The 18,583-nt window shown below is 61.1% G+C and carries 17 protein-coding genes and 1 pseudogene; 11 read left to right on the top strand and 7 right to left on the bottom strand.

Features of this window, described 5'->3' with window-relative positions:
- Nucleotides 1–47 precede the first annotated feature (47 nt).
- A pseudogene (locus C5F71_RS29650) lies at nt 48–887 on the top strand (cache domain-containing protein); the annotation flags it as partial.
- Between the two features lie 141 nt (nt 888–1,028).
- Nucleotides 1,029–1,793, top strand: coding sequence for a methyl-accepting chemotaxis protein (locus C5F71_RS29655; RefSeq protein ID WP_371923390.1), 765 nt, complete (start codon nt 1,029–1,031; stop codon nt 1,791–1,793).
- A gap of 54 nt (nt 1,794–1,847) precedes the next feature.
- Here the strand turns inward: C5F71_RS29655 and C5F71_RS05905 are convergent, their stop codons facing one another.
- Together C5F71_RS05905 and purU are read right to left on the bottom strand one after the other, a co-directional pair.
- Complete coding sequence (locus tag C5F71_RS05905; protein ID WP_029295474.1) at nt 1,848–2,045, bottom strand: hypothetical protein; 198 nt, start codon at nt 2,043–2,045, stop codon at nt 1,848–1,850.
- 86 nt (nt 2,046–2,131) lie between these two features.
- Nucleotides 2,132–2,980: a formyltetrahydrofolate deformylase gene (purU, locus tag C5F71_RS05910; RefSeq protein WP_029295472.1), complete on the bottom strand. Its 849-nt coding sequence runs from the start codon at nt 2,978–2,980 to the stop codon at nt 2,132–2,134.
- 349 nt (nt 2,981–3,329) lie between these two features.
- On the opposite strand from purU, the gene mvaT reads away from it, so the two are divergent.
- Entirely contained in the window at nt 3,330–3,704 is a 375-nt protein-coding gene (gene mvaT / locus C5F71_RS05915) for a histone-like nucleoid-structuring protein MvaT (RefSeq protein WP_029295469.1), read from the top strand.
- 89 nt (nt 3,705–3,793) lie between these two features.
- On the opposite strand, the gene sbcB is transcribed toward mvaT, so the two are convergent.
- The gene (gene sbcB / locus C5F71_RS05920; protein WP_104910792.1) at nt 3,794–5,221 is read right to left on the bottom strand and encodes an exodeoxyribonuclease I; all 1,428 of its coding nucleotides are present in this window, start codon (nt 5,219–5,221) and stop codon (nt 3,794–3,796) included.
- Nucleotides 5,222–5,431: 210 nt separating this feature from the next.
- Here sbcB and C5F71_RS05925 point away from each other — a divergent pair, with 210 nt between their 5' ends.
- Genes C5F71_RS05925 through C5F71_RS05950 form a run of 6 tightly spaced genes read left to right on the top strand, consistent with a single transcriptional unit; the run spans nt 5,432 to nt 12,099 of the window.
- Complete coding sequence (locus C5F71_RS05925; RefSeq protein ID WP_104910793.1) at nt 5,432–6,124, top strand: RDD family protein; 693 nt, start codon at nt 5,432–5,434, stop codon at nt 6,122–6,124.
- On the top strand, nt 6,121–7,101 hold the full coding sequence (locus C5F71_RS05930; RefSeq protein ID WP_104912600.1) for a stage II sporulation protein M: 981 nt from the start codon (nt 6,121–6,123) through the stop codon (nt 7,099–7,101). The genes C5F71_RS05925 and C5F71_RS05930 overlap by 4 nt, the downstream gene beginning before the upstream one ends.
- Nucleotides 7,088–8,617, top strand: a complete 1,530-nt coding sequence (locus C5F71_RS05935; RefSeq protein WP_104910794.1) for a DUF4129 domain-containing protein — start codon at nt 7,088–7,090, stop codon at nt 8,615–8,617. The genes C5F71_RS05930 and C5F71_RS05935 overlap by 14 nt, the downstream gene beginning before the upstream one ends.
- Entirely contained in the window at nt 8,614–9,771 is a 1,158-nt protein-coding gene (locus C5F71_RS05940; RefSeq protein ID WP_104910795.1) for a DUF4350 domain-containing protein, read from the top strand. The genes C5F71_RS05935 and C5F71_RS05940 overlap by 4 nt, the downstream gene beginning before the upstream one ends.
- Complete coding sequence (locus C5F71_RS05945) at nt 9,768–10,760, top strand: MoxR family ATPase (RefSeq protein ID WP_104910796.1); 993 nt, start codon at nt 9,768–9,770, stop codon at nt 10,758–10,760. Before C5F71_RS05940 ends, C5F71_RS05945 begins: the two co-directional genes overlap by 4 nt.
- A 7-nt stretch (nt 10,761–10,767) precedes the next feature.
- A complete protein-coding gene (locus C5F71_RS05950; RefSeq protein ID WP_104910797.1) occupies nt 10,768–12,099 on the top strand; it encodes a DUF58 domain-containing protein in 1,332 nt (443 codons plus the stop codon).
- A gap of 61 nt (nt 12,100–12,160) precedes the next feature.
- Here C5F71_RS05950 and C5F71_RS05955 read toward each other — a convergent pair whose 3' ends face one another.
- Both C5F71_RS05955 and C5F71_RS05960 read right to left on the bottom strand, forming a co-directional pair.
- Nucleotides 12,161–12,520, bottom strand: a complete 360-nt coding sequence (locus tag C5F71_RS05955; RefSeq protein WP_029295457.1) for a PilZ domain-containing protein — start codon at nt 12,518–12,520, stop codon at nt 12,161–12,163.
- Between the two features lie 225 nt (nt 12,521–12,745).
- Entirely contained in the window at nt 12,746–13,120 is a 375-nt protein-coding gene (locus C5F71_RS05960) for a hypothetical protein (RefSeq protein WP_029295455.1), read from the bottom strand.
- Between the two features lie 176 nt (nt 13,121–13,296).
- Between C5F71_RS05960 and pyk the strand changes: the two genes are divergently transcribed.
- Nucleotides 13,297–14,748 carry a pyruvate kinase gene (gene pyk, locus C5F71_RS05965; RefSeq protein ID WP_029295454.1) on the top strand — a complete coding sequence of 484 codons (1,452 nt, stop codon included), beginning with the start codon at nt 13,297–13,299 and terminating at the stop codon, nt 14,746–14,748.
- Between the two features lie 160 nt (nt 14,749–14,908).
- Here pyk and C5F71_RS05970 read toward each other — a convergent pair whose 3' ends face one another.
- Both C5F71_RS05970 and C5F71_RS05975 read right to left on the bottom strand, forming a co-directional pair.
- Nucleotides 14,909–15,658 (bottom strand): enoyl-CoA hydratase, encoded by a 750-nt coding sequence (locus C5F71_RS05970; protein ID WP_104910798.1) that lies wholly within the window; start codon nt 15,656–15,658, stop codon nt 14,909–14,911.
- A gap of 22 nt (nt 15,659–15,680) precedes the next feature.
- Nucleotides 15,681–16,613, bottom strand: a complete 933-nt coding sequence (locus tag C5F71_RS05975) for an iron-sulfur-binding ferredoxin reductase (protein ID WP_029295450.1) — start codon at nt 16,611–16,613, stop codon at nt 15,681–15,683.
- Nucleotides 16,614–16,913: 300 nt separating this feature from the next.
- On the opposite strand from C5F71_RS05975, the gene C5F71_RS05985 reads away from it, so the two are divergent.
- Entirely contained in the window at nt 16,914–18,437 is a 1,524-nt protein-coding gene (locus C5F71_RS05985) for a fumarate hydratase (protein WP_070994445.1), read from the top strand.
- The last annotated feature ends 146 nt before the right edge of the window (nt 18,438–18,583 follow it).

Here is an 18,583-nt window from a genome sequence, read left to right on the forward strand (position 1 = left end):
TGCAACGAAACGCAATTCGCGACGACCTCGACAGCTACCTGCATGAAATGGGCAGCGTGACTGCCAGCAATACCCAGAGTTGGCTGGCCGGGCGCATCGTCCTGGTGGAAAACGCCGCCCAGAACATCGCCATCAACTCCGAGCCGGCCGTGGTTGCCAGCCTGCTGGAGCAGAAAGCCCTGACCTCATCGTTCATGGCCACCTACCTGGGCGACAGCAAAGGCGGCTTCACCATTCGCCCCGATGCGAAGATGCCCGACGGCTTCGATCCCCGCGTGCGCCCCTGGTACAAAGGTGCCCAGACCAGCAACGGCTCGACCCTGACCGAACCTTATATCGATGCGGCCACCGGCCAGTTGATCATTTCCATCGCCACCCCCAGCAGCAAGGCTGGGCAAAGTGTCGGTGTGGTCGGTGGCGACCTGAGCCTGCAAACCCTGGTGGACAACATCGGCGCGCTGAGCTTCGGCGGCATGGGCTACGCGTTCCTGGTCAGTGCCGACGGCAAGATCCTGGTACACCCGGATAAAAGCCTGGTGATGAAGACCCTGGGCGAGGCGTACCCGAACCAGGCCATCAAGATCAGTGCCGACTTCAGCGAAATCGAGGTTGATGGCAAAACCCGCATTGTCACCTTCGCTCCGATCAAGGGTTTGCCGTCGGTGAACTGGTATATCGGTCTGTCGGTAGATAAAGACAAATCCTTCGCCATGCTCAGCGAATTCCGCACCTCGGCCATCATTGCCACCGTGATAGCCGTAGCGATCATCATCGCGCTGCTAGGCATGCTGATCCGCGTGCTGATGCAGCCTCTGTATGTAATGACCCGCGCCATGGAAGACATCGCCGATGGCGAAGGCGACCTGACGCGCCGCCTGACTATCCAGAACCATGACGAATTCGGCATCCTCGGCAAAGCCTTCAACCGCTTTGTGGAGCGGATTCATACCTCGATTCGCGAAGTGTCTTCCGCCACCGGCCAGGTCAATGAAGTGGCACTGCGCGTGGTCAGCGCCTCCAACTCGTCGATGGTCAATTCCGACGAACAGGCCAACCGCACCAACAGCGTCGCGGCAGCAATCAACCAGTTGGGCGCCGCCGCCCAGGAAATCGCCCGTAACGCCGCCCAGGCCTCGCACCAGGCCAGCGATGCACGGCACCTGGCCGAAGATGGCCAGCAAGTGGTGGAGCGCAATATCAAGGCCATGACACAGCTGTCCGAAATGATCAGCGCCTCGAGCAGCAATATCGAGGCGCTCAACAGTAAGACGGTGAATATCGGGCAGATTCTCGAAGTGATCACCAGTATTTCCCAGCAAACCAACCTGCTGGCGCTCAACGCCGCCATTGAGGCTGCGCGCGCCGGGGAAGCCGGCCGTGGGTTTGCGGTGGTGGCAGACGAGGTGCGCAACCTGGCCCATCGCACGCAAGAATCGGCGCAACAGGTGCAAAAGATGATCGAGGAGCTGCAAGTCGGCGCTCGGGACTCGGTCAGCACCATGAGCGAAAGCCAGCGCCATAGCCTCGACAGCGTAGAAATCGCCAACCTGGCAGGTGAACGCCTGAGCAGCGTGACCCAGCGTATCGGTGAAATCGACGGTATGAACCAATCGGTGGCTACCGCGACCGAGGAGCAGACCTCGGTGGTTGAATCGATCAACATCGATATCACCGAAATCAATACGCTCAACCAGGAAGGCGTGGAAAACCTGCAGTCCACCCTGCGCGCCTGCTCCGACCTTGAGCAGCAAGCGGCACGCCTGAAACAACTGGTGGGGAGTTTCCGTATCTAAACCGGAGTACAGCGCAAATCAACTGTAGGAGTTGGGGCTAGACCTCTCCTACATTCAACCTGCGTTGTTTCTGTCAGGGCCGGGCTTGTCGTGCGGCTCTGACTCTTCCTGCAACTGCTCCCACAACCGGGCGGCGCCGGGAAAATCCGTGCCGTCCTCGGCATCCAAGTCATCCGGGTCATAGCGGCTCAAACACCCTTCGCCCAAGGTAGCGGGCGCCTTGGACGTGGCTTTATCCAGGGGATCACTCATCGTTGGATCCTCATCGCTGACACAAATAAAAAGGGCCTGGGTGATTTAACGCCCAGGCCCTTTTTGCTTCAACTAAAAACAGTCGGTCAGAACACCACGGTCTTGTTGCCGTGTACCAGCACGCGGTCTTCCAGGTGATAGCGCAGGCCGCGGGCCAGGACCATCTTCTCGACGTCGCGGCCGAAGCGCACCATGTCTTCAATACTGTCGCTGTGGCTGACGCGGACTACGTCCTGTTCGATGATAGGACCGGCGTCCAGCTCCTCGGTGACATAGTGGCACGTTGCGCCGATCAGCTTCACGCCGCGCAGGGAGGCTTGGTGATACGGCTTGGCGCCGACAAACGACGGCAGGAAGCTGTGGTGAATGTTGATCACCTTGCCTGCATATTCGCGGCACAGTTCCGGCGGCAGGATCTGCATGTAGCGCGCCAGTACCACGACGTCCGCTTGATGCTGCTCGACCAGGCGCGAGACTTCGGTGAAGGCCGGCTGTTTGTTCTGCGAGTCGACCGGCACGTGGTAGTAAGGAATACCGTGCCACTCAACCATGCTGCGCAGGTCGTCGTGGTTGGAAATCACGCAGGCGATTTCACAGTCCAGCTCATCGCTGTGCCAGCGGTGCAGCAAGTCCGCCAGGCAATGGGACTCGCGGCTGGCCATCAGCACCACACGTTTTTTCTGCTCGGTGTCGGTAATGCGCCATGTCATCGAAAACTCTTCGGCGATGGGCGCAAACGCCTCGCGAAATGCCTCAAGACCAAAGGGCAGCGTGTCGGCACGAATTTCGTGACGCATGAAAAACCAACCACTGAGATTGTCCGAGTGATGACTCGCTTCGGTGATCCAGCCGTTGTGGGAGGCCAGAAAGTTACTGACTTTAGCGACGATACCAACCCGATCCGGGCAGGCAATCACCAGACGAAAAGTGCGCATTAGGGGCAAACTCCAGAACTTCGCAAAGGCCGCCATTCTAGCGATACCGTAGAAAAACTGCAGTATTCCTCAACGCTTATTCGAGCGATTGCTGGCGGTATCCCTAAACAGCGTACGGTTTTTACCCCAGCACTATGTCAACACAAGCATCTGTTACCGCAATAAGCCAAGATCTAATGAGAATATCTTTAGCCGGTCGAGCGCACTAAATAATGCACTCAGCGTCTCTGACTACAAACGTTCAAAGTAAATTACATAAAACAGAGCTTAAATGTTTACTTGGGGAAACTGTCTGACTATTATTAGGCCACTATCCCTGTCCCTCAGCGCCCCGCATAAGGTAGTCCACATGTCCCTGATCAACGAATACCGTGCCACCGAAGAAGCTATCAAAGAGCTGCAAGCCCGTTTGAAGAATCTGTCCCAAGACGACAAACTGCAAACCGAGCTGGAATTCGAAGGCAAATTGCGCACCCTGATGGGTGAATACTCCAAATCCCTGCGTGACATCATCGCGCTGCTGGATCCGGAATCGAAAGTTAAAGCACCTCGCGGCGCAGTAAAAGTTACCGGCACCAAGCGCGCCCGTAAGGTCAAGCAATACAAAAACCCGCACAACGGTGAAGTGATTGAAACCAAAGGTGGCAATCACAAGACTCTGAAAGAGTGGAAAGCCAAGTGGGGCGGTGACGTGGTTGAAGGCTGGGCCACCCTGCTGGGCTAAGGCTCGCTGGGTCGTCACCTGATTCGCGACACAATAAAAAACGCCAGCTTGCTGGCGTTTTTTATTGCCCGCTGTTTATCAAGCGCTGATTACAGGCTCAGGCGCTGACGTAAAGCATCAGCATATTGCTGCCATTCATCCAGTACCTGACGCTGAAACGTTGTAGCACTAACGTCCAATTCAAGCCTGGCCATATTAAAACTCTCCAGGGTATTGGGTGCACCGTAATCCGCGTCTGACAAGCGTTGCTGACAGAATAGTTTCCAGCGTTGTTGCTCTTCGTCATCCAAGGTGTACGCAAAGTTACGGGCACGATAGCGAAACAATAATTCCGGCAAACGATGATCATCAAAAGGCCACTGCTGGCGTGCTAGTTGCGCAGGTTCAGCAGCCCGGACTTGTTCACATAAACGCCGATCACGATCGCCAATAAAACCATCGTAGAGCTGTTGTTCCGGATCGGCGGTTGCGGCGAAATCTTCTTCGGCATAAATCGCCGGCAATTTATCCCGCCAAAGTTCCTGTGCGTCAGTTAGCCGCAGCGCCCGGGCCTGATATTCACCCATGTCCAGATTCAAACGCTGCTGGTCTTGCGCCCGCAACACACTCAGCGGTGCGACCACCGGGCAGCGGTTGATGTGGACTAATTTGAGCGGCACCGGCAACTCGCCTTCAGCCAACTCATCGCGCCGGGTGTACAGACGCTGGCGCAGTGTTTCGGCATCCAGGTCCAGCAATCCCTGTGGGTCGAGCCCCAGGTCACAGACGATCAACGCGTTGCGATTGCGCGGATGCCACGCCAACGGCAGGACCACCCCCAGGTAATGGCGCTCGGCGGAAAAACGCCCGGAAATATGCACCATGGGCTGCAACAGGCGGATTTGATCCATGACCCGCTGCTTGCTGCGCAGTTGAAACAGCCAATCGTACAACTTCGGTTGTTTTTCCCGGACCAGGCGCGCCAATGCGATGGTGGCACGTACGTCGGCCAATGCCTCGTGGGCCTGGCCATGGTCGATCCCATTGGCCGCCGTCAGGCGCTCCAGCTTGAGGGTCACGCGCCCGTCCTGCTCGGGCCAGACGATGCCATCGGGCCGCAGGGCATAGGCCGTGCGCAGCACGTCGATCAAATCCCAACGGCTGTTGCCGCCCTGCCATTCCCGCGCATAGGGGTCGAAGAAATTGCGATACAGACTGTAGCGGGTCATTTCATCGTCGAAGCGCAGGGTGTTATAGCCCGCGCCGCAGGTGCCGGGGGCCGCCAGTTCGGCATGCACGCGCGTCATGAAGTCGGCTTCGGCCAGGCCTTTTTCCGCCAGTTGGCCGGGGGTAATGCCCGTGATCATGCACGCCGCGGGGTGCGGCAGGATATCGTCGCTGGGCTGGCAATAGAGGTTGACCGGCGGCCCGATCTCATTGAGGTCAAGGTCGGTGCGAATCCCGGCGACCTGCAGCGGGCGGTCGCTGCGTGGGTTGATGCCGGTGGTTTCATAGTCGTACCAGAAGATCGAGGTCACGGGCTATTCCTGTGCTGAAGACCGACAAAGTCTAGGCGCTGGACGCCGCCCGGGGCCAGCGCAACGTGCACTGGATAAACATTCAGTGAAACCTTGGCGCATTTTCAGGTGTTACTTCCATCGACGACACTGCTAGCATCGGCCTCTCAATTTGCCGGCCGCCCCAGAAGGTCGCCCATGCCCAGCCACACCGCACTGCCAGGGAACGCAATGCCCACCGCCCCATTGGACACTCGCTACCAGATCGAGACCCCGGAAGGTATAGACCTGCCCTTGCGCCCCGCCGGGCTAATGCCCAGGGCACTGGCATTCGGTTTCGACCTGGGACTGCGCGGCCTGATCCTCGGCATCCTGTTCATCGCCCTGGCGTTTCTCGGCAACCTGGGCGTCGGCCTCGGCTCGATCCTGCTGTTTTTCGTCAGTTGGTGGTACATGTTGCTCTTCGAAGTGCTCAACCAAGGCTGTTCACCGGGCAAGCAGGTCATGGGGCTGCGCGTGGTGCAGGATGACGGCACGCCCATCGGCTGGTCTGCGTCGCTGATCCGCAACCTGCTGCGCTTTGTCGATATGTTGCCGTTCGGCTACTTCCTCGGTGCCATCAGTTGCCTGCAACATCCCCACTTCAAGCGCCTGGGTGATATCGCAGCCGGTACCCTGGTTGTTTACCGCGAACAGCCCCTGGCTCGCCCCCAGTTGCCCCAGGCCCCGGCCTTGCGCCTGCCCTTTGCCCTTGAGTTGAACGAGCAGCGCGCAATCCTGGGTTTTGCCGAACGCCAGGGCGAACTGTCCGCCGAGCGGACCCATGAGCTGGCGGCGATTCTGGCCGCGCCCTTGCAGGTTTCCCCGGCACGCGCCGTGGAACAGCTCAATGGCGTGGCCCGTGGCCTGCTGGGGCCGACATGAAACAAAGCCTGTTCGAAACCCGTCACCAGCCGCACTGGCAAGCCTTTGCCGCGCAACTGGCACTGCTTGAACAAGGCAAGGCCAAGGCCCACGACCTGACGCGCTTCCCCCATGATTACCGACGCCTGTGCCAACACTTGGCGCTGGCGCAGGAGCGCGGCTACAGCAGCTACCTGGTAGACCCGCTGCAACAACTGGCCCTGCGCGGCCATCAACAGCTGTACCGCCATCGCAGCCAGCTCGGCGCCAAGACCTTGAGCTTCCTGCTGGCCGACTTTCCCCGTACGGTGCGCGAGCAATGGCGCTTCGTGCTGGTGGCCAGCCTGTTGTTCTTTGGCAGCCTGGTCGGCATTGGCCTGCTGGTCTATCTGTTCCCCGACTTGATCTACACCATCGTCAGTACCGAGCAAGTGACCGAGATGCAAGGCATGTACGACCCCGACGCCAGTCGCCTGGGACGCGCGGCCGAGCGGGCATCGAGTGAGGACTGGATGATGTTCGGCTACTACGTCATGCACAACATCGGCATTGCATTCCAGACCTTCGCCGGCGGCTTGCTGTTCGGCCTGGGCAGCGTGTTTTTCCTGTTTTTCAATAGCCTGATGATCGGGGCCGTTGCCGGGCACCTGACACAAATCGGCTACGGGCAGACCTTCTGGTCCTTTGTCATCGGCCATGGGGCCTTCGAACTGACAGCCATTGCCCTGGCCGGCGCGGCAGGCCTGCAGCTGGGCTGGGCGTTGATCGCTCCGGGAGCGTTGCCCCGGGGTGAGTCATTGCGGCTGGCAGCCCGCAAGAGCGTGCAAATGATCTGCGGCGTGATGGTATTGCTGCTTATCGCAGCTTTTATAGAAGCCTATTGGTCCTCCACCACCGCCGTGCAGCCCTGGGGCAAATACCTGGTGGGCGCTTCACTCTGGGCGCTGGTGATCGCCTATCTGGTATTCGCCGGCAGGAGTCGTCATGCGCCTGAGTGACGCCAGCGTGGTGATTCGTCCTCGCTCCTCGTGGGAAGCCATGGACCTGGGGGTATTACTGGCCCGTAAGCACCGCGTGCTCTTGATGAGCAGTTGGGCCCTGGTGAGCCTGCCAATCTTTATCCTGATCAGCGTAGTGCTGTGGGATTACCCGTCTGTAGCCGTGCTGGTGTTCTGGTGGTTGAAACCGGCCTTTGAGCGCTTGCCGCTGTACATCCTGTCCAAGGCGCTGTTTGGCCAGACGCCCACGCTCAAACAGGCGCTGCGCCAATGGCCGCACCTGCTCAAGGGGCAACTGCTGGCCAGCCTGACCTGGAGGCGCTTTAGCCTCAGTCGCAGCTTTACCATGCCCGTGGTGCAACTCGAAGGCCTCGCAGGCCTGGCCCGCCAACAACGGTTGGGGATCCTGCAACAACGCAACGCTGGCGCGGCGCGCTGGCTGACGCTGATCGGCATTCACCTGGAAACGGCGCTATGGGTGGGCTTGATGGCGCTGTTCTACCTGTTCCTGCCACAACAGGTAGAACTGGACTGGGACTGGCAACAGTTGGCGCTGGCCAGCAGCCAGGATTGGCTATGGCTGGAGCACCTGAGCAATGCCTTCTACGCCCTGATCCTGGTGTTCTGGGAGCCCATCTACGTGGCGTGTGGATTCAGCCTCTACCTCAACCGGCGTACCGTGCTCGAAGCCTGGGACCTGGAGTTGGTGTTCCGCCGCCTGCGCCAGCGCCTGGAAGCAGCAGTGGCCGTCCTGCTGCTGGCGGTCGGCCTGCTCGTGATCGCGCCAACCCCTCAGGCCATGGCCAATCCACCGGTCGACTCGAAACCATTGAGCACACCGCAAGCCAGCCAATCGATCAAGCACCTGCTGGAACAACCCCCGTTCAAGAATCCGGAAACCGTTACCCGCTACCGTTTCGGCGAGGACCAGGGCGCCAACAAAACCAAGCCCGTCGCCGATGCCAAGTTGCCTGCCTGGCTTGAATCCTTTCTGGACAACCTCAACAGCGACACATTCAAGTCCCTGGCCCTGGTAATGGAGGTACTGCTCTGGGGCCTGCTGATCGCCGGCATTACCCTGCTCGCCTGGCGTTATCGTGACTGGCTGCAGGCCTTTGTCAGCCGTCGCCGCGCCCCGCGGCCCAAGGCGGAGCAGCCCGTGCCGTCCCAGCTGTTCGGCCTGGACATGGGCGTGGCAACCCTGCCCACAGACATTGCCGGTGCCGCCGAACAACTGTGGGCCACCAAGCCCCGCGAGGCCCTTGGCCTGCTGTATCGCGGCCTGCTCAGCCGGCTGCTGCATGACTTCAACCTGCCACTGAAAAACGCCGACACCGAAGGCCAGGTCCTGGAACGTGTGCGCCACTTGCAGCAGCCGCAATTGCTGGCATTCAGCGACGACCTGACCCGGCACTGGCAAAACCTCGCCTACGGCCATCGCGTGCCGCCTGCCCTGGCCCAGCAACAGCTCTGCGCAGATTGGCGCAGCTTGTTCGACAGCGAGGCCGCGCAATGAACCGGCCGCTGATCTGGTTCGGGCTGATCCTGGCTTGCCTGCTGACAGCCGGGGGCTTCTACGCCTGGCACAAGGCGATTCCCTACAACGAAGTGGTCGACCGCGGGCCGTCACCCGAAGCCCAGGCCAACCCCTACCTGGCGGCAGAGCACTTCCTGGGCCAGCAAGGCCTGGCCGTCGAACACGCCCTCAGCCTGGAGCGCCTGGCCACCCTGCCCGCCAAGGGCACCAGCCTGCTGTTGCTCAGCGAGCGCAGCAACATGACCCCGCAAAAGGTCGACCAACTGCTGGAGTGGACTCAGGCCGGCGGCCATCTGCTGTTGGTGGCCGAAGCCATATGGGATGAAGAAACCCAGGACAGCGGCGACCTGCTGCTTGATCGCCTGCAGTTGCGCCAGGCCTTCAGCGATGACTTCGATCAGCCGCCCAGCGCCCGCAAGGGCAAGAAACCTGACCTGACACGTCTGTATGTCGATAACGAAACCGCACCGGCGTTTTTCAGTTTCGACACGGACTACACCCTGATCGACCCCAGGCACCTGGCCCAGTTTTCGGCCAACAGCGCCAAGTCCAGTCACCTGATGCAACTCAATCTCGGGCATGGCCGCGTGACCGTGATCACCGACAGCGAGCTGTGGAAGACCCCGGCCATCGGCTTGCACGACAACGCCTGGCTGCTCTGGTACCTGACCCAGGGCAGCGATGTAACCCTGCTGTCCAACACCGACGTCGAAAACCTGTTCAGCCTGTTGCTGCGGTATTTCCCCCAGGCCCTGGTGGCACTTGCCGCCCTGATTCTGCTGGGGTTGTGGCGTGCCGGCATACGCCTGGGGCCGATCCGGGCGCCCGCCCCGAAAGCCCGCCGCCAATTACAGGAACACCTGAATGCCAGTGCCGATTTCCTGCTGCGCCGCAGCGGGCAAAACAGCCTGTTGCAAGCCTTGCAGCGTGACATCCTGCGCACCGCGCGTCGCCGCCACCCCGGATTCGAGCAACTGGATACCGACGGCCAACGGCAGGTACTTGAACGCCTGACCCGCCAACCGTCTTCAATTATCAGCCAGGCCCTCGGCCCTCTCCCGGCAAAGCGGCTCTCCAGCGCCGACTTCAGCCGCCAGGTGGCTTGCCTGCAAACCCTCAGGAATGCCCTATGAGCGACTCTCCAGTGGATGTATCCACCCCCCTCGACACCGGGCGAGCCACCCAACTGGCCCAGGCTTTGCGCACCGAGCTGCGCAAAGCGGTGATTGGCCAGGATGCGGTGATCGATGACGTACTGACTGCGCTGATCGCCGGCGGCCATGTGCTGCTCGAAGGGGTTCCGGGCCTGGGCAAGACCTTGCTGGTACGCGCCCTGGCCCGCTGCTTTGACGGCGACTTCGCGCGCATCCAGTTCACCCCGGACCTGATGCCCAGTGATGTTACAGGCCACGCCGTGTACGACTTGCACACCGAGCAGTTCAAGCTGCGCAAGGGCCCCTTGTTCACCCACCTGCTGCTGGCGGACGAGATCAATCGGGCCCCGGCGAAAACCCAGGCTGCCTTGCTCGAAGCCATGCAGGAACGCCAGGTCACTCTGGAGGGTGAGGCCCTGCCCATCGGCCAACCCTTCATGGTGCTGGCCACCCAGAACCCCATCGAACAGGAAGGCACTTACCCGCTACCGGAGGCTGAACTCGACCGTTTCATGCTCAAGGTACGCATGGACTACCCTGACGCCCAGCAAGAGTTGGAGATGGTGCGTGAAGTAACCCGCTCCGCCCGCGCCGACATGCTCGACGTACAGCCACTGCGCACCGTGCTCCAGGCCGAAGATGTGCTGATGCTGCAGCAGGTCGCCAGTGAGTTGGCCCTGGATGAACAGGTGCTTGACTACGCCGTGCGCCTGGCACGCACCACCCGCACTTGGCCCGGCCTGACCCTTGGCGCCGGTCCCCGCGCCTCCATAGCCCTGGTGCGAGGTGCCCGCGCCCGTGCGTTGCTGCGTGGTGGCGAGTTCGTGATCCCGGACGACATAAAGAGCTGCGCGCTGGCGGTGTTGCGCCATCGGGTACGCATCGCCCCGGAGCTGGATATCGAAGGGCTGGAAGTCGATCAGGTGCTTGCCCAGTTGCTCGACCAAGTGCCGGCGCCGCGACAGTGACTTGCCCATGAGACCCACTCGCCTGTTGCTGGCCTGGCTCGCGGTGCTGCTGGGTCTGGGCATCGCCCTCGGAACAGCCATGGCCCTGCAACTCAAGGTGCCAGCCGCCCTGCACTCCGTGGCATGGGGCCTGCTCCTGGCGCTGCTTTTGCTCGCATTGCTTGATGCTGTCCGCCTCAAACGCCGCCCCTCGCCACGCCTGCGGCGGCAGATGCCGGGCAGCCTGGCGCTGGGGCGCTGGAGCGAAGTGCGGATTACCCTGGAGCATGACTATGCACATCCCCTGGCCCTGGAGGTGTTTGATCATGTGCCGGATGGGTTGAGCGTGGAAAACCTGCCGCAGTCCATCCCACTGCGCCCCAGCGAACGCAGCGAGCTGGGCTATCGCCTGCGCCCCTTGAGCCGTGGGCACTTCAGCTTTGAGCGTTGTGAGGTGCACCTCCCCAGCCCTCTAGGGTTATGGACCGCAAAACGCCTACTGCCACTGCAGGATGACACGCGGGTCTATCCGGATTTTGCCCGCCTGTACGGTGCGCAATTGTTGGCGGTAGACAACTGGCTCAGCCAACTGGGTGTACGTCAGCGCCAGCGGCGCGGCCTGGGCCTGGAGTTTCACCAACTGCGGGAATTTCGCGAGGGTGACAGCCTGCGCCAGATTGACTGGAAAGCCACGGCACGGCAACGCACGCCGATCGCCCGGGAATACCAGGATGAGCGCGACCAGCAGATTGTCTTCATGCTCGATTGCGGCCGGCGTATGCGCAGCCAGGACGGCGAACTGTCGCATTTCGACCACGCCCTCAACGCCTGTCTGCTGCTCAGCTACGTGGCCTTGCGCCAGGGCGATGCGGTGGGCCTGTGTACCTTCGCCTGTGACCAGCCGCGCTATCTGGCACCGGTCAAGGGCAGTGGCCAACTGAACCAGTTGCTCAACGCGGTATACGACCTGGACAGCACCCGGCGCGCGGCCGATTACCAGGCCGCAGCCAATCAGTTACTGGCTCGTCAGAAACGTCGAGCGCTGGTGATCGTCGTGACCAACCTGCGTGATGAGGACGACGAGGGTCTGCTGACTGCGGTCAAGCGCATCAGCCGCCAGCATCGGGTATTGGTGGCAAGCCTGCGAGAAGAAGTACTGGATCATCTGCGCCAGGCCCCTGTGCAAACCCTGCCGGAAGCGCTGGCCTACTGCGCCAGCGTCGACTATCTCAACGCCCGGGAAGAACTCCATGACCGTCTGAAGGCACAGGGCTTCGCCGTACTGGATGCTCACCCGTCGGATTTGGGTGCGGATCTGGTAACGCGTTATCTGGGCTGGAAAAAAGGCGGCGTGCTATGAAGGTGCACCTTTTACAGGTATCCGTTCAACGATCAGCACGGGGCCGACAACGTTCGTCGCGCTAGGCCGAGGCCTGCTGGGGAACAAAACTGAAGTACTGCGACAGTGCCAGGATCAATTGCCCGTACTCGGCAGGTGCCTGTAACAGCATGAAACCCGAATCATAATGCTGAGGGTTGATGTCTTCACGGCTCCACAGGCACCTGGCAGTGAAGTCAATTGCATGCACATCTCCCTCAAGCCCGGGGATCTTCAAGCACAGCTCGAAATCCACGTTGATCATCATCGGTAGCTGACTGACCAACATCAGGCCTTCGCTGGAAATGTTCCCCAGATAACCGATGGGTTTGTCCGTGAAGCGGTTGAACACCTGCAAGCAACAAGGCAACTGGTGCCGCTCAATCCGTCGATTGGTAAACATGATGCCGTCCAATGGCCATGATTTGGCCGTTCAGTGGTTCGGACCGGAGCGTTATCAACAACACCCCACGCTCCATGGTTCTCGGTGGGACAGCAACCTCTGCCCTGGCACTTTACCGCCGCCGAATCCGAGAATTGCATCTGTTTGAATTGAAAGTTGTACAAACAGACATCCAAAGGATAGCCCAACTCCGGCAAGAGACCAGCTATGAAATGATAGACGCCATCACAATGCAGCTGGCCTTGCTCGTGCGGGGCTTGCACCTGGGTAATGCCCCAGTTGTTGCAGCGTATCCAGGCGTGCACGCGCGCGGAACGCGTATTCGCTCGACGGGTACTGGCTGATGATGAACTGATATGTCTGCACCGCGTCCACAAACAACTTCTGCCGCTCCAGGCACTGCCCACGCAGCATCGAGACCTCCGGCTGCACGTAGCGCCGTGAGCGGCTCTCGCGGTCGACCTGGGACAATTCCAGGGTGACCCGTTCGCAGTCGCCTACGTTGTAGGCACGGTAGGCATTGTTCAAATGATGGTCCATCGACCAACGGGTGCAGCCGACAACACTGACGGCCAGGGCAGCAATGATCAAAACTCGCATGGGGTGTTCTCCTGTCTTGAGCAGTGTATCGACCCTTGGGCGAAAATCTTCAGGGTTGTTCGTCCCGCTCCTTAGAGTGAAAACAAGCGAATCGATAATAAGTAGTGCAAACGAACAATGACTACAGCCAAAGAGCATAGTAGCCTTCCCCAGCGCTAGAACTCAGGAGTCCGTGCATGTCCGTCCGTCGTACCAAAATCGTCGCCACCCTTGGCCCGGCCAGTAACTCGCCGGAAGTCCTCGAACAGCTGATTCTGGCTGGCCTGGACGTTGCCCGTCTGAACTTCTCCCACGGCACCCCGGACGAGCACAAGGCTCGCGCCAAGCTGGTACGTGACCTCGCCGCCAAGCATGGCCGCTTCGTCGCGCTGCTGGGTGACCTGCAAGGTCCGAAGATCCGGATCGCCAAATTCGCCAACAAGCGCATCGAGCTGAAGATTGGTGACAAATTCACCTTCTCCACCAGCCATCCGCTGACCGAAGGCAACCAGCAGGTTGTGGGTATCGACTACCCGGACCTGGTGAAAGACTGCGGCGTCGGCGACGAACTGCTGTTGGACGATGGCCGAGTGGTCATGCGCGTCGACACCGCCACCGTCACCGAGCTGAACTGCACCGTGATCATCGGCGGCCCGCTGTCCGACCACAAAGGCATCAACCGTCGTGGTGGCGGCCTGACTGCACCGGCCCTGACCGAGAAAGACAAGGCTGACATCAAGCTCGCCGCCGAAATGGAAGTGGACTACCTCGCCGTGTCCTTCCCACGCGACGCTGCCGACATGGAATACGCCCGCCAACTGCGCGACGAAGCCGGCGGTACTGCCTGGCTGGTCGCGAAGATCGAGCGCGCTGAAGCCGTGGCCGACGACGAAACCCTCGACGGCCTGATCAAGGCGTCCGACGCAGTGATGGTTGCCCGTGGCGACCTCGGCGTAGAAATCGGTGACGCGGAACTGATCGGCATCCAGAAGAAAATCATCCTGCACGCACGCCGCCACAATAAAGCGGTGATCGTTGCGACCCAGATGATGGAGTCGATGATCCAGAACCCGATGCCAACCCGTGCCGAAGTGTCCGACGTGGCCAACGCCGTGCTCGACTACACCGACGCGGTAATGCTCTCGGCGGAAAGTGCTGCCGGCCCGTACCCGCTGGAAGCGGTCCAGGCCATGGCGCGGATCTGCGTCGGCGCTGAAAAGCACCCGACCAGCAAGACCTCCAGCCACCGCATCGGCAAGGTGTTCGAAAGCTGCGACCAGAGCATCGCCCTGGCCGCCATGTACACCGCCAACCACTTCCCGGGTGTGAAGGCGATCATCGCCCTGACCGAAAGTGGCTACACCCCGTTGATCATGTCGCGCATCCGCTCCTCGATCCCGATCTACGCGTTCTCCCCGCACCGCGAAACCCAGGCCCGCGCGGCCATGTTCCGTGGCGTGTACACCGTACCGTTCGACCCGGCGTCGTTGCCGCCTGAGCAAGTCAGCCAGGCTGCCATCGACGAACTGCTCAAGCGTGGCGTCGTGGAGAAAGGCGATTGGGTGATCCTGACCAAGGGTGACAGCTACCACACCATCGGTGGCACCAACGGCATGAAGATCCTGCACGTTGGCGACCCAATGGTCTGAGTGACCTGCTGAAAGCAAAGGCCCTGTCATGTGAGTGACAGGGCCTTTTGCATTTCTGGGGTGGTTGCACTGGCGCTTTCGCGGGCAAGCCCACACTTCAAATGCACTCCCATGTGGGAGCGGGCTTGCCCGCGATGAGGCCGGTCCAGCCACTTCGATTTCAGCGCCGGGCAATAAACCCCGACAACGCCGCAATCGCCTCCGGCGACCTCAACCGCCGGGTAAACAGCGCGCCCTCCTCCTCAATCACCTGGCGCAACTGCTCGCGATCAACGCTCTTCATCAACTGCTTGCTGATTTGCACTGCACCCGGCGCCAGAGTCTCGAAGCGTTCGGCCACCTCCCGCGCCTTGGCCAAGGCTGCCTCACCACTGTCCAGCGCTTGCGTGGCGATGCCCCACTGTGCAGCTTGCTCGCCGCTGAACCCTTCGCCCAGCAGCAACAATTCGGCAGCCTTTGCATGCCCAAGCAAACGCGGCAGGATCAGGCTGGAGCCGAACTCCGGGCACAGTCCCAGGTTGACAAACGGCATGCGCAACCGGGCATCACGGCTGACATACACCAGGTCGCAATGCAGCAACAGCGTGGTACCAATGCCCACTGCAGCGCCCGCCACACCGGCAATCACCGGTTTGCGGCAATTGAGCAGGCTCTTCATAAAGAGGAACGGTGGGCTGTCCAGGTCCGTGGGCGGTTGCTGCAGGAAGTCGCCGATATCATTGCCGGCGGTAAAACACTCGCTACTGCCCTGGATCAGCACCGCATTGACCGTGTTGTCGGCATCGGCCTGCTCCAACGCCGCGGCCAACTGGTGGTACATCGCGCGGGTCAGGGCGTTTTTCTTGTCGGGGCGGTTGAACTGCAGAATCAGCAGCCCACGGTCACGTTGCAGCACAATGGCATCGGTCATGGCGAGTCTCGCAGATAGGCGCTCAACCACGGGGCAGGAACACATCGGCCAGCAGTTGATTACGCGGCAAGCCCGCCAGGAACAGGCGCTTGGAAAAGGCCTCGACACTGCCGGGATGCCCGCAGAGTAAGGCCAGGGTTTGCCGGGAAACAAGCCGCAGTTGCGCCAAAGCACCGGCCAACTGCGCCGCTGTCCACAACTCGACGATGAGGTTTTCATGGCTGGCGGCCAGCTGGGCCAGGGGCTCGGCCAGATAATGCGCGTGCGTATCATGGGCCAGGTGAATCACGCGGATGACGCCCTGGTGATCCTGGCGCAAGGCCTCACGCAACACGCCCCACAACGGGCCCAGGCCAGTGCCGGATGCCAGCAGCCACAGCGGCCGGGATTGCCAGTCCGGGTCATAGTGCAACGCCCCACCGCGCAATTCGCCCAGGCGCAGTTGATCACCGGCCTGTAACTGCCGGGCAAGATCGCTGAACTCGCCGGGCAGGCGGCAATCGAGATGGAACTCCAGGAACGGATCTTCCCCGGGCAAGCTGGCCAGGGAATAAGGCCGCGCCACCGTACCCGCCCACAGCACCAAGTGCTGCCCGGCCCGGTAACGCAGGCCTCGCTCCGGTTGCAGGCGCAGGCGCAGCACCGTCGGGTGCAGCCAGTCCGCGCTCAGTACCGTGGCCGCCGTGCCGTCGCGCAATGGGTCAAAGGCCTCAACCTGCACATCACCTGTAACCTGGCACTGGCAGGCCAGGCGCCAGCCATCCTGGCGCTGGGCCGGGCTCAGGGCGTCGGGTTGCTTGTCCTCGACCTCACCCCGGCAACGCACCAGGCAGGCATGGCAACTCCCCGCCCGGCAGCTGTAGGGCACGGCCACACCGGCCTGGTTCAAGGCATCCAGCAGATTGCTGCCGGTGGAGACCGACCAGTGGCGTGCGCCGACGTGCAGTTCAGGCATAAAACTCTTCAGCTGTAGGAGCGAGCTTGCTCGCGAATGTCGCTAACGATAACGCGGGCTGCCTGACGAAACCCACCAGATTCACGTTTTTCGCGAGCAAGCTCGCTCCTACAGCTAAATCGAGCCGGCCATTCATGACCATCGTCGGGTGTATCGGCCACCGCGCCGGGTTATACTGCCGCGCCTTTTTAGCGTCGCGCCAGCACTACCCGGCGTGCCTTGGAAAAGGTGGCTCCAGCGACCGATACACCCATCTGAAGCCACCTTTATTGAATGTTCCCTTATAGAGGAGCGCGACTCATGACCGTGATCAAGCAAGACGACCTGATTCAGAGCGTTGCCGACGCCCTGCAATTCATTTCCTACTACCACCCCGTTGACTTCATCCAGGCAATGCACGAGGCCTACCTGCGCGAAGAATCGCCGGCCGCCCGTGACTCCATGGCCCAGATCCTGATCAACTCGCGCATGTGTGCCACCGGCCACCGTCCGATCTGCCAGGACACCGGGATCGTTACCGTGTTCGTACGCGTCGGCATGGATGTACGTTGGGATGGCGCCACCATGGGCCTGGACGACATGATCAACGAAGGCGTGCGTCGCGCCTACAACCTGCCGGAAAACGTCCTGCGGGCCTCGATCCTCGCCGACCCGGCAGGTAGCAGGAAGAACACCAAGGACAACACCCCAGCGGTCATCCACTACTCCATCGTTCCGGGTAACACCGTGGAAGTGGACGTGGCCGCCAAGGGTGGTGGTTCCGAGAACAAGTCGAAAATGGCCATGCTCAACCCGTCCGACTCGATCGTCGACTGGGTCCTCAAGACCGTGCCGACCATGGGTGCCGGCTGGTGCCCACCGGGCATGCTCGGCATTGGTATCGGCGGCACCGCCGAGAAGGCCGCGGTGATGGCCAAGGAAGTGTTGATGGAATCCATCGACATCCACGAGCTGAAAAAGCGCGGCCCTTCCAACCGTATCGAAGAGATGCGCCTGGAGCTGTTCGAGAAGGTCAACCAACTGGGGATCGGCGCCCAGGGCCTGGGTGGCCTGACCACCGTGCTCGACGTGAAGATCATGGATTACCCGACCCACGCCGCCTCGTTGCCGGTGTGCATGATCCCCAACTGCGCCGCCACCCGTCACGCACACTTCGTGCTCGACGGTTCCGGCCCGGCCTCGCTGGAAGCGCCACCGCTGGACGCCTACCCGGAAATCGTCTGGGAAGCCGGCCCGTCGGCCCGCCGCGTCAACCTCGACACCCTGACCCCGGAAGACGTGCAGAGCTGGAAACCGGGCGAAACCGTGCTGCTCAACGGCAAGATGCTCACCGGGCGCGACGCGGCGCACAAGCGCATGGTCGAGATGCTGAACAAGGGTGAAACCTTGCCGGTAGACCTCAAGGGTCGCTTCATCTACTACGTCGGCCCGGTCGATCCGGTGCGCGAAGAAGTGGTTGGCCCGGCTGGCCCGACCACCGCCACGCGGATGGACAAGTTCACCCGCCAGATCCTCGAGCAGACTGGCCTGTTGGGCATGATCGGCAAATCCGAGCGCGGCCCGACCGCCATCGAAGCAATCAAGGACCACAAGGCCGTGTACCTGATGGCCGTGGGTGGCGCGGCTTACCTGGTGGCGCAAGCCATCAAGAAATCGCGTGTGGTGGCGTTCGCCGAACTAGGCATGGAAGCGATCTACGAGTTCGACGTAAAAGACATGCCGGTAACGGTTGCAGTCGACAGCAACGGTGAGTCGGTCCACATCACTGGCCCTGCCATCTGGCAGAAAAAGATCAGTGAGAGCCTGGCGGTAGAAGTGCAGTAAGTACCTCCCTGCAAGGTTAAAAGGCGACTGTGGCTCCGTGCTGCAGTCGCCTTTTTTGTGGTCACAGTGAACGCAGTCATGTGGGAGCGGGCTTGCTCGCGAAAGCGCTGAATCAGGCGCTGGATGTGTTGAATGACACACTGCTT

The sequence above is a fragment of the Pseudomonas sp. LG1D9 genome, assembly GCF_002949995.1.
Lineage (GTDB): Bacteria > Pseudomonadota > Gammaproteobacteria > Pseudomonadales > Pseudomonadaceae > Aquipseudomonas > Aquipseudomonas proteolytica.

What these genes read in the sequence shown, in the direction of transcription:
- C5F71_RS29655 (WP_371923390.1), top strand. Translation starts at nt 1,029, where the DNA reads ATGGTCAATTCCGACGAACAGGCCAACCGCACCAACAGCGTCGCGGCA.
- C5F71_RS05905 (WP_029295474.1), bottom strand. Translation starts at nt 2,045, where the DNA reads ATGAGTGATCCCCTGGATAAAGCCACGTCCAAGGCGCCCGCTACCTTG.
- purU (WP_029295472.1), bottom strand. Translation starts at nt 2,980, where the DNA reads ATGCGCACTTTTCGTCTGGTGATTGCCTGCCCGGATCGGGTTGGTATC.
- mvaT (WP_029295469.1), top strand. Translation starts at nt 3,330, where the DNA reads ATGTCCCTGATCAACGAATACCGTGCCACCGAAGAAGCTATCAAAGAG.
- C5F71_RS05925 (WP_104910793.1), top strand. Translation starts at nt 5,432, where the DNA reads ATGCCCACCGCCCCATTGGACACTCGCTACCAGATCGAGACCCCGGAA.
- C5F71_RS05930 (WP_104912600.1), top strand. Translation starts at nt 6,121, where the DNA reads ATGAAACAAAGCCTGTTCGAAACCCGTCACCAGCCGCACTGGCAAGCC.
- C5F71_RS05935 (WP_104910794.1), top strand. Translation starts at nt 7,088, where the DNA reads ATGCGCCTGAGTGACGCCAGCGTGGTGATTCGTCCTCGCTCCTCGTGG.
- C5F71_RS05940 (WP_104910795.1), top strand. Translation starts at nt 8,614, where the DNA reads ATGAACCGGCCGCTGATCTGGTTCGGGCTGATCCTGGCTTGCCTGCTG.
- C5F71_RS05945 (WP_104910796.1), top strand. Translation starts at nt 9,768, where the DNA reads ATGAGCGACTCTCCAGTGGATGTATCCACCCCCCTCGACACCGGGCGA.
- C5F71_RS05950 (WP_104910797.1), top strand. Translation starts at nt 10,768, where the DNA reads ATGAGACCCACTCGCCTGTTGCTGGCCTGGCTCGCGGTGCTGCTGGGT.
- C5F71_RS05955 (WP_029295457.1), bottom strand. Translation starts at nt 12,520, where the DNA reads ATGTTTACCAATCGACGGATTGAGCGGCACCAGTTGCCTTGTTGCTTG.
- C5F71_RS05960 (WP_029295455.1), bottom strand. Translation starts at nt 13,120, where the DNA reads ATGCGAGTTTTGATCATTGCTGCCCTGGCCGTCAGTGTTGTCGGCTGC.
- pyk (WP_029295454.1), top strand. Translation starts at nt 13,297, where the DNA reads ATGTCCGTCCGTCGTACCAAAATCGTCGCCACCCTTGGCCCGGCCAGT.
- C5F71_RS05970 (WP_104910798.1), bottom strand. Translation starts at nt 15,658, where the DNA reads ATGACCGATGCCATTGTGCTGCAACGTGACCGTGGGCTGCTGATTCTG.
- C5F71_RS05975 (WP_029295450.1), bottom strand. Translation starts at nt 16,613, where the DNA reads ATGCCTGAACTGCACGTCGGCGCACGCCACTGGTCGGTCTCCACCGGC.
- C5F71_RS05985 (WP_070994445.1), top strand. Translation starts at nt 16,914, where the DNA reads ATGACCGTGATCAAGCAAGACGACCTGATTCAGAGCGTTGCCGACGCC.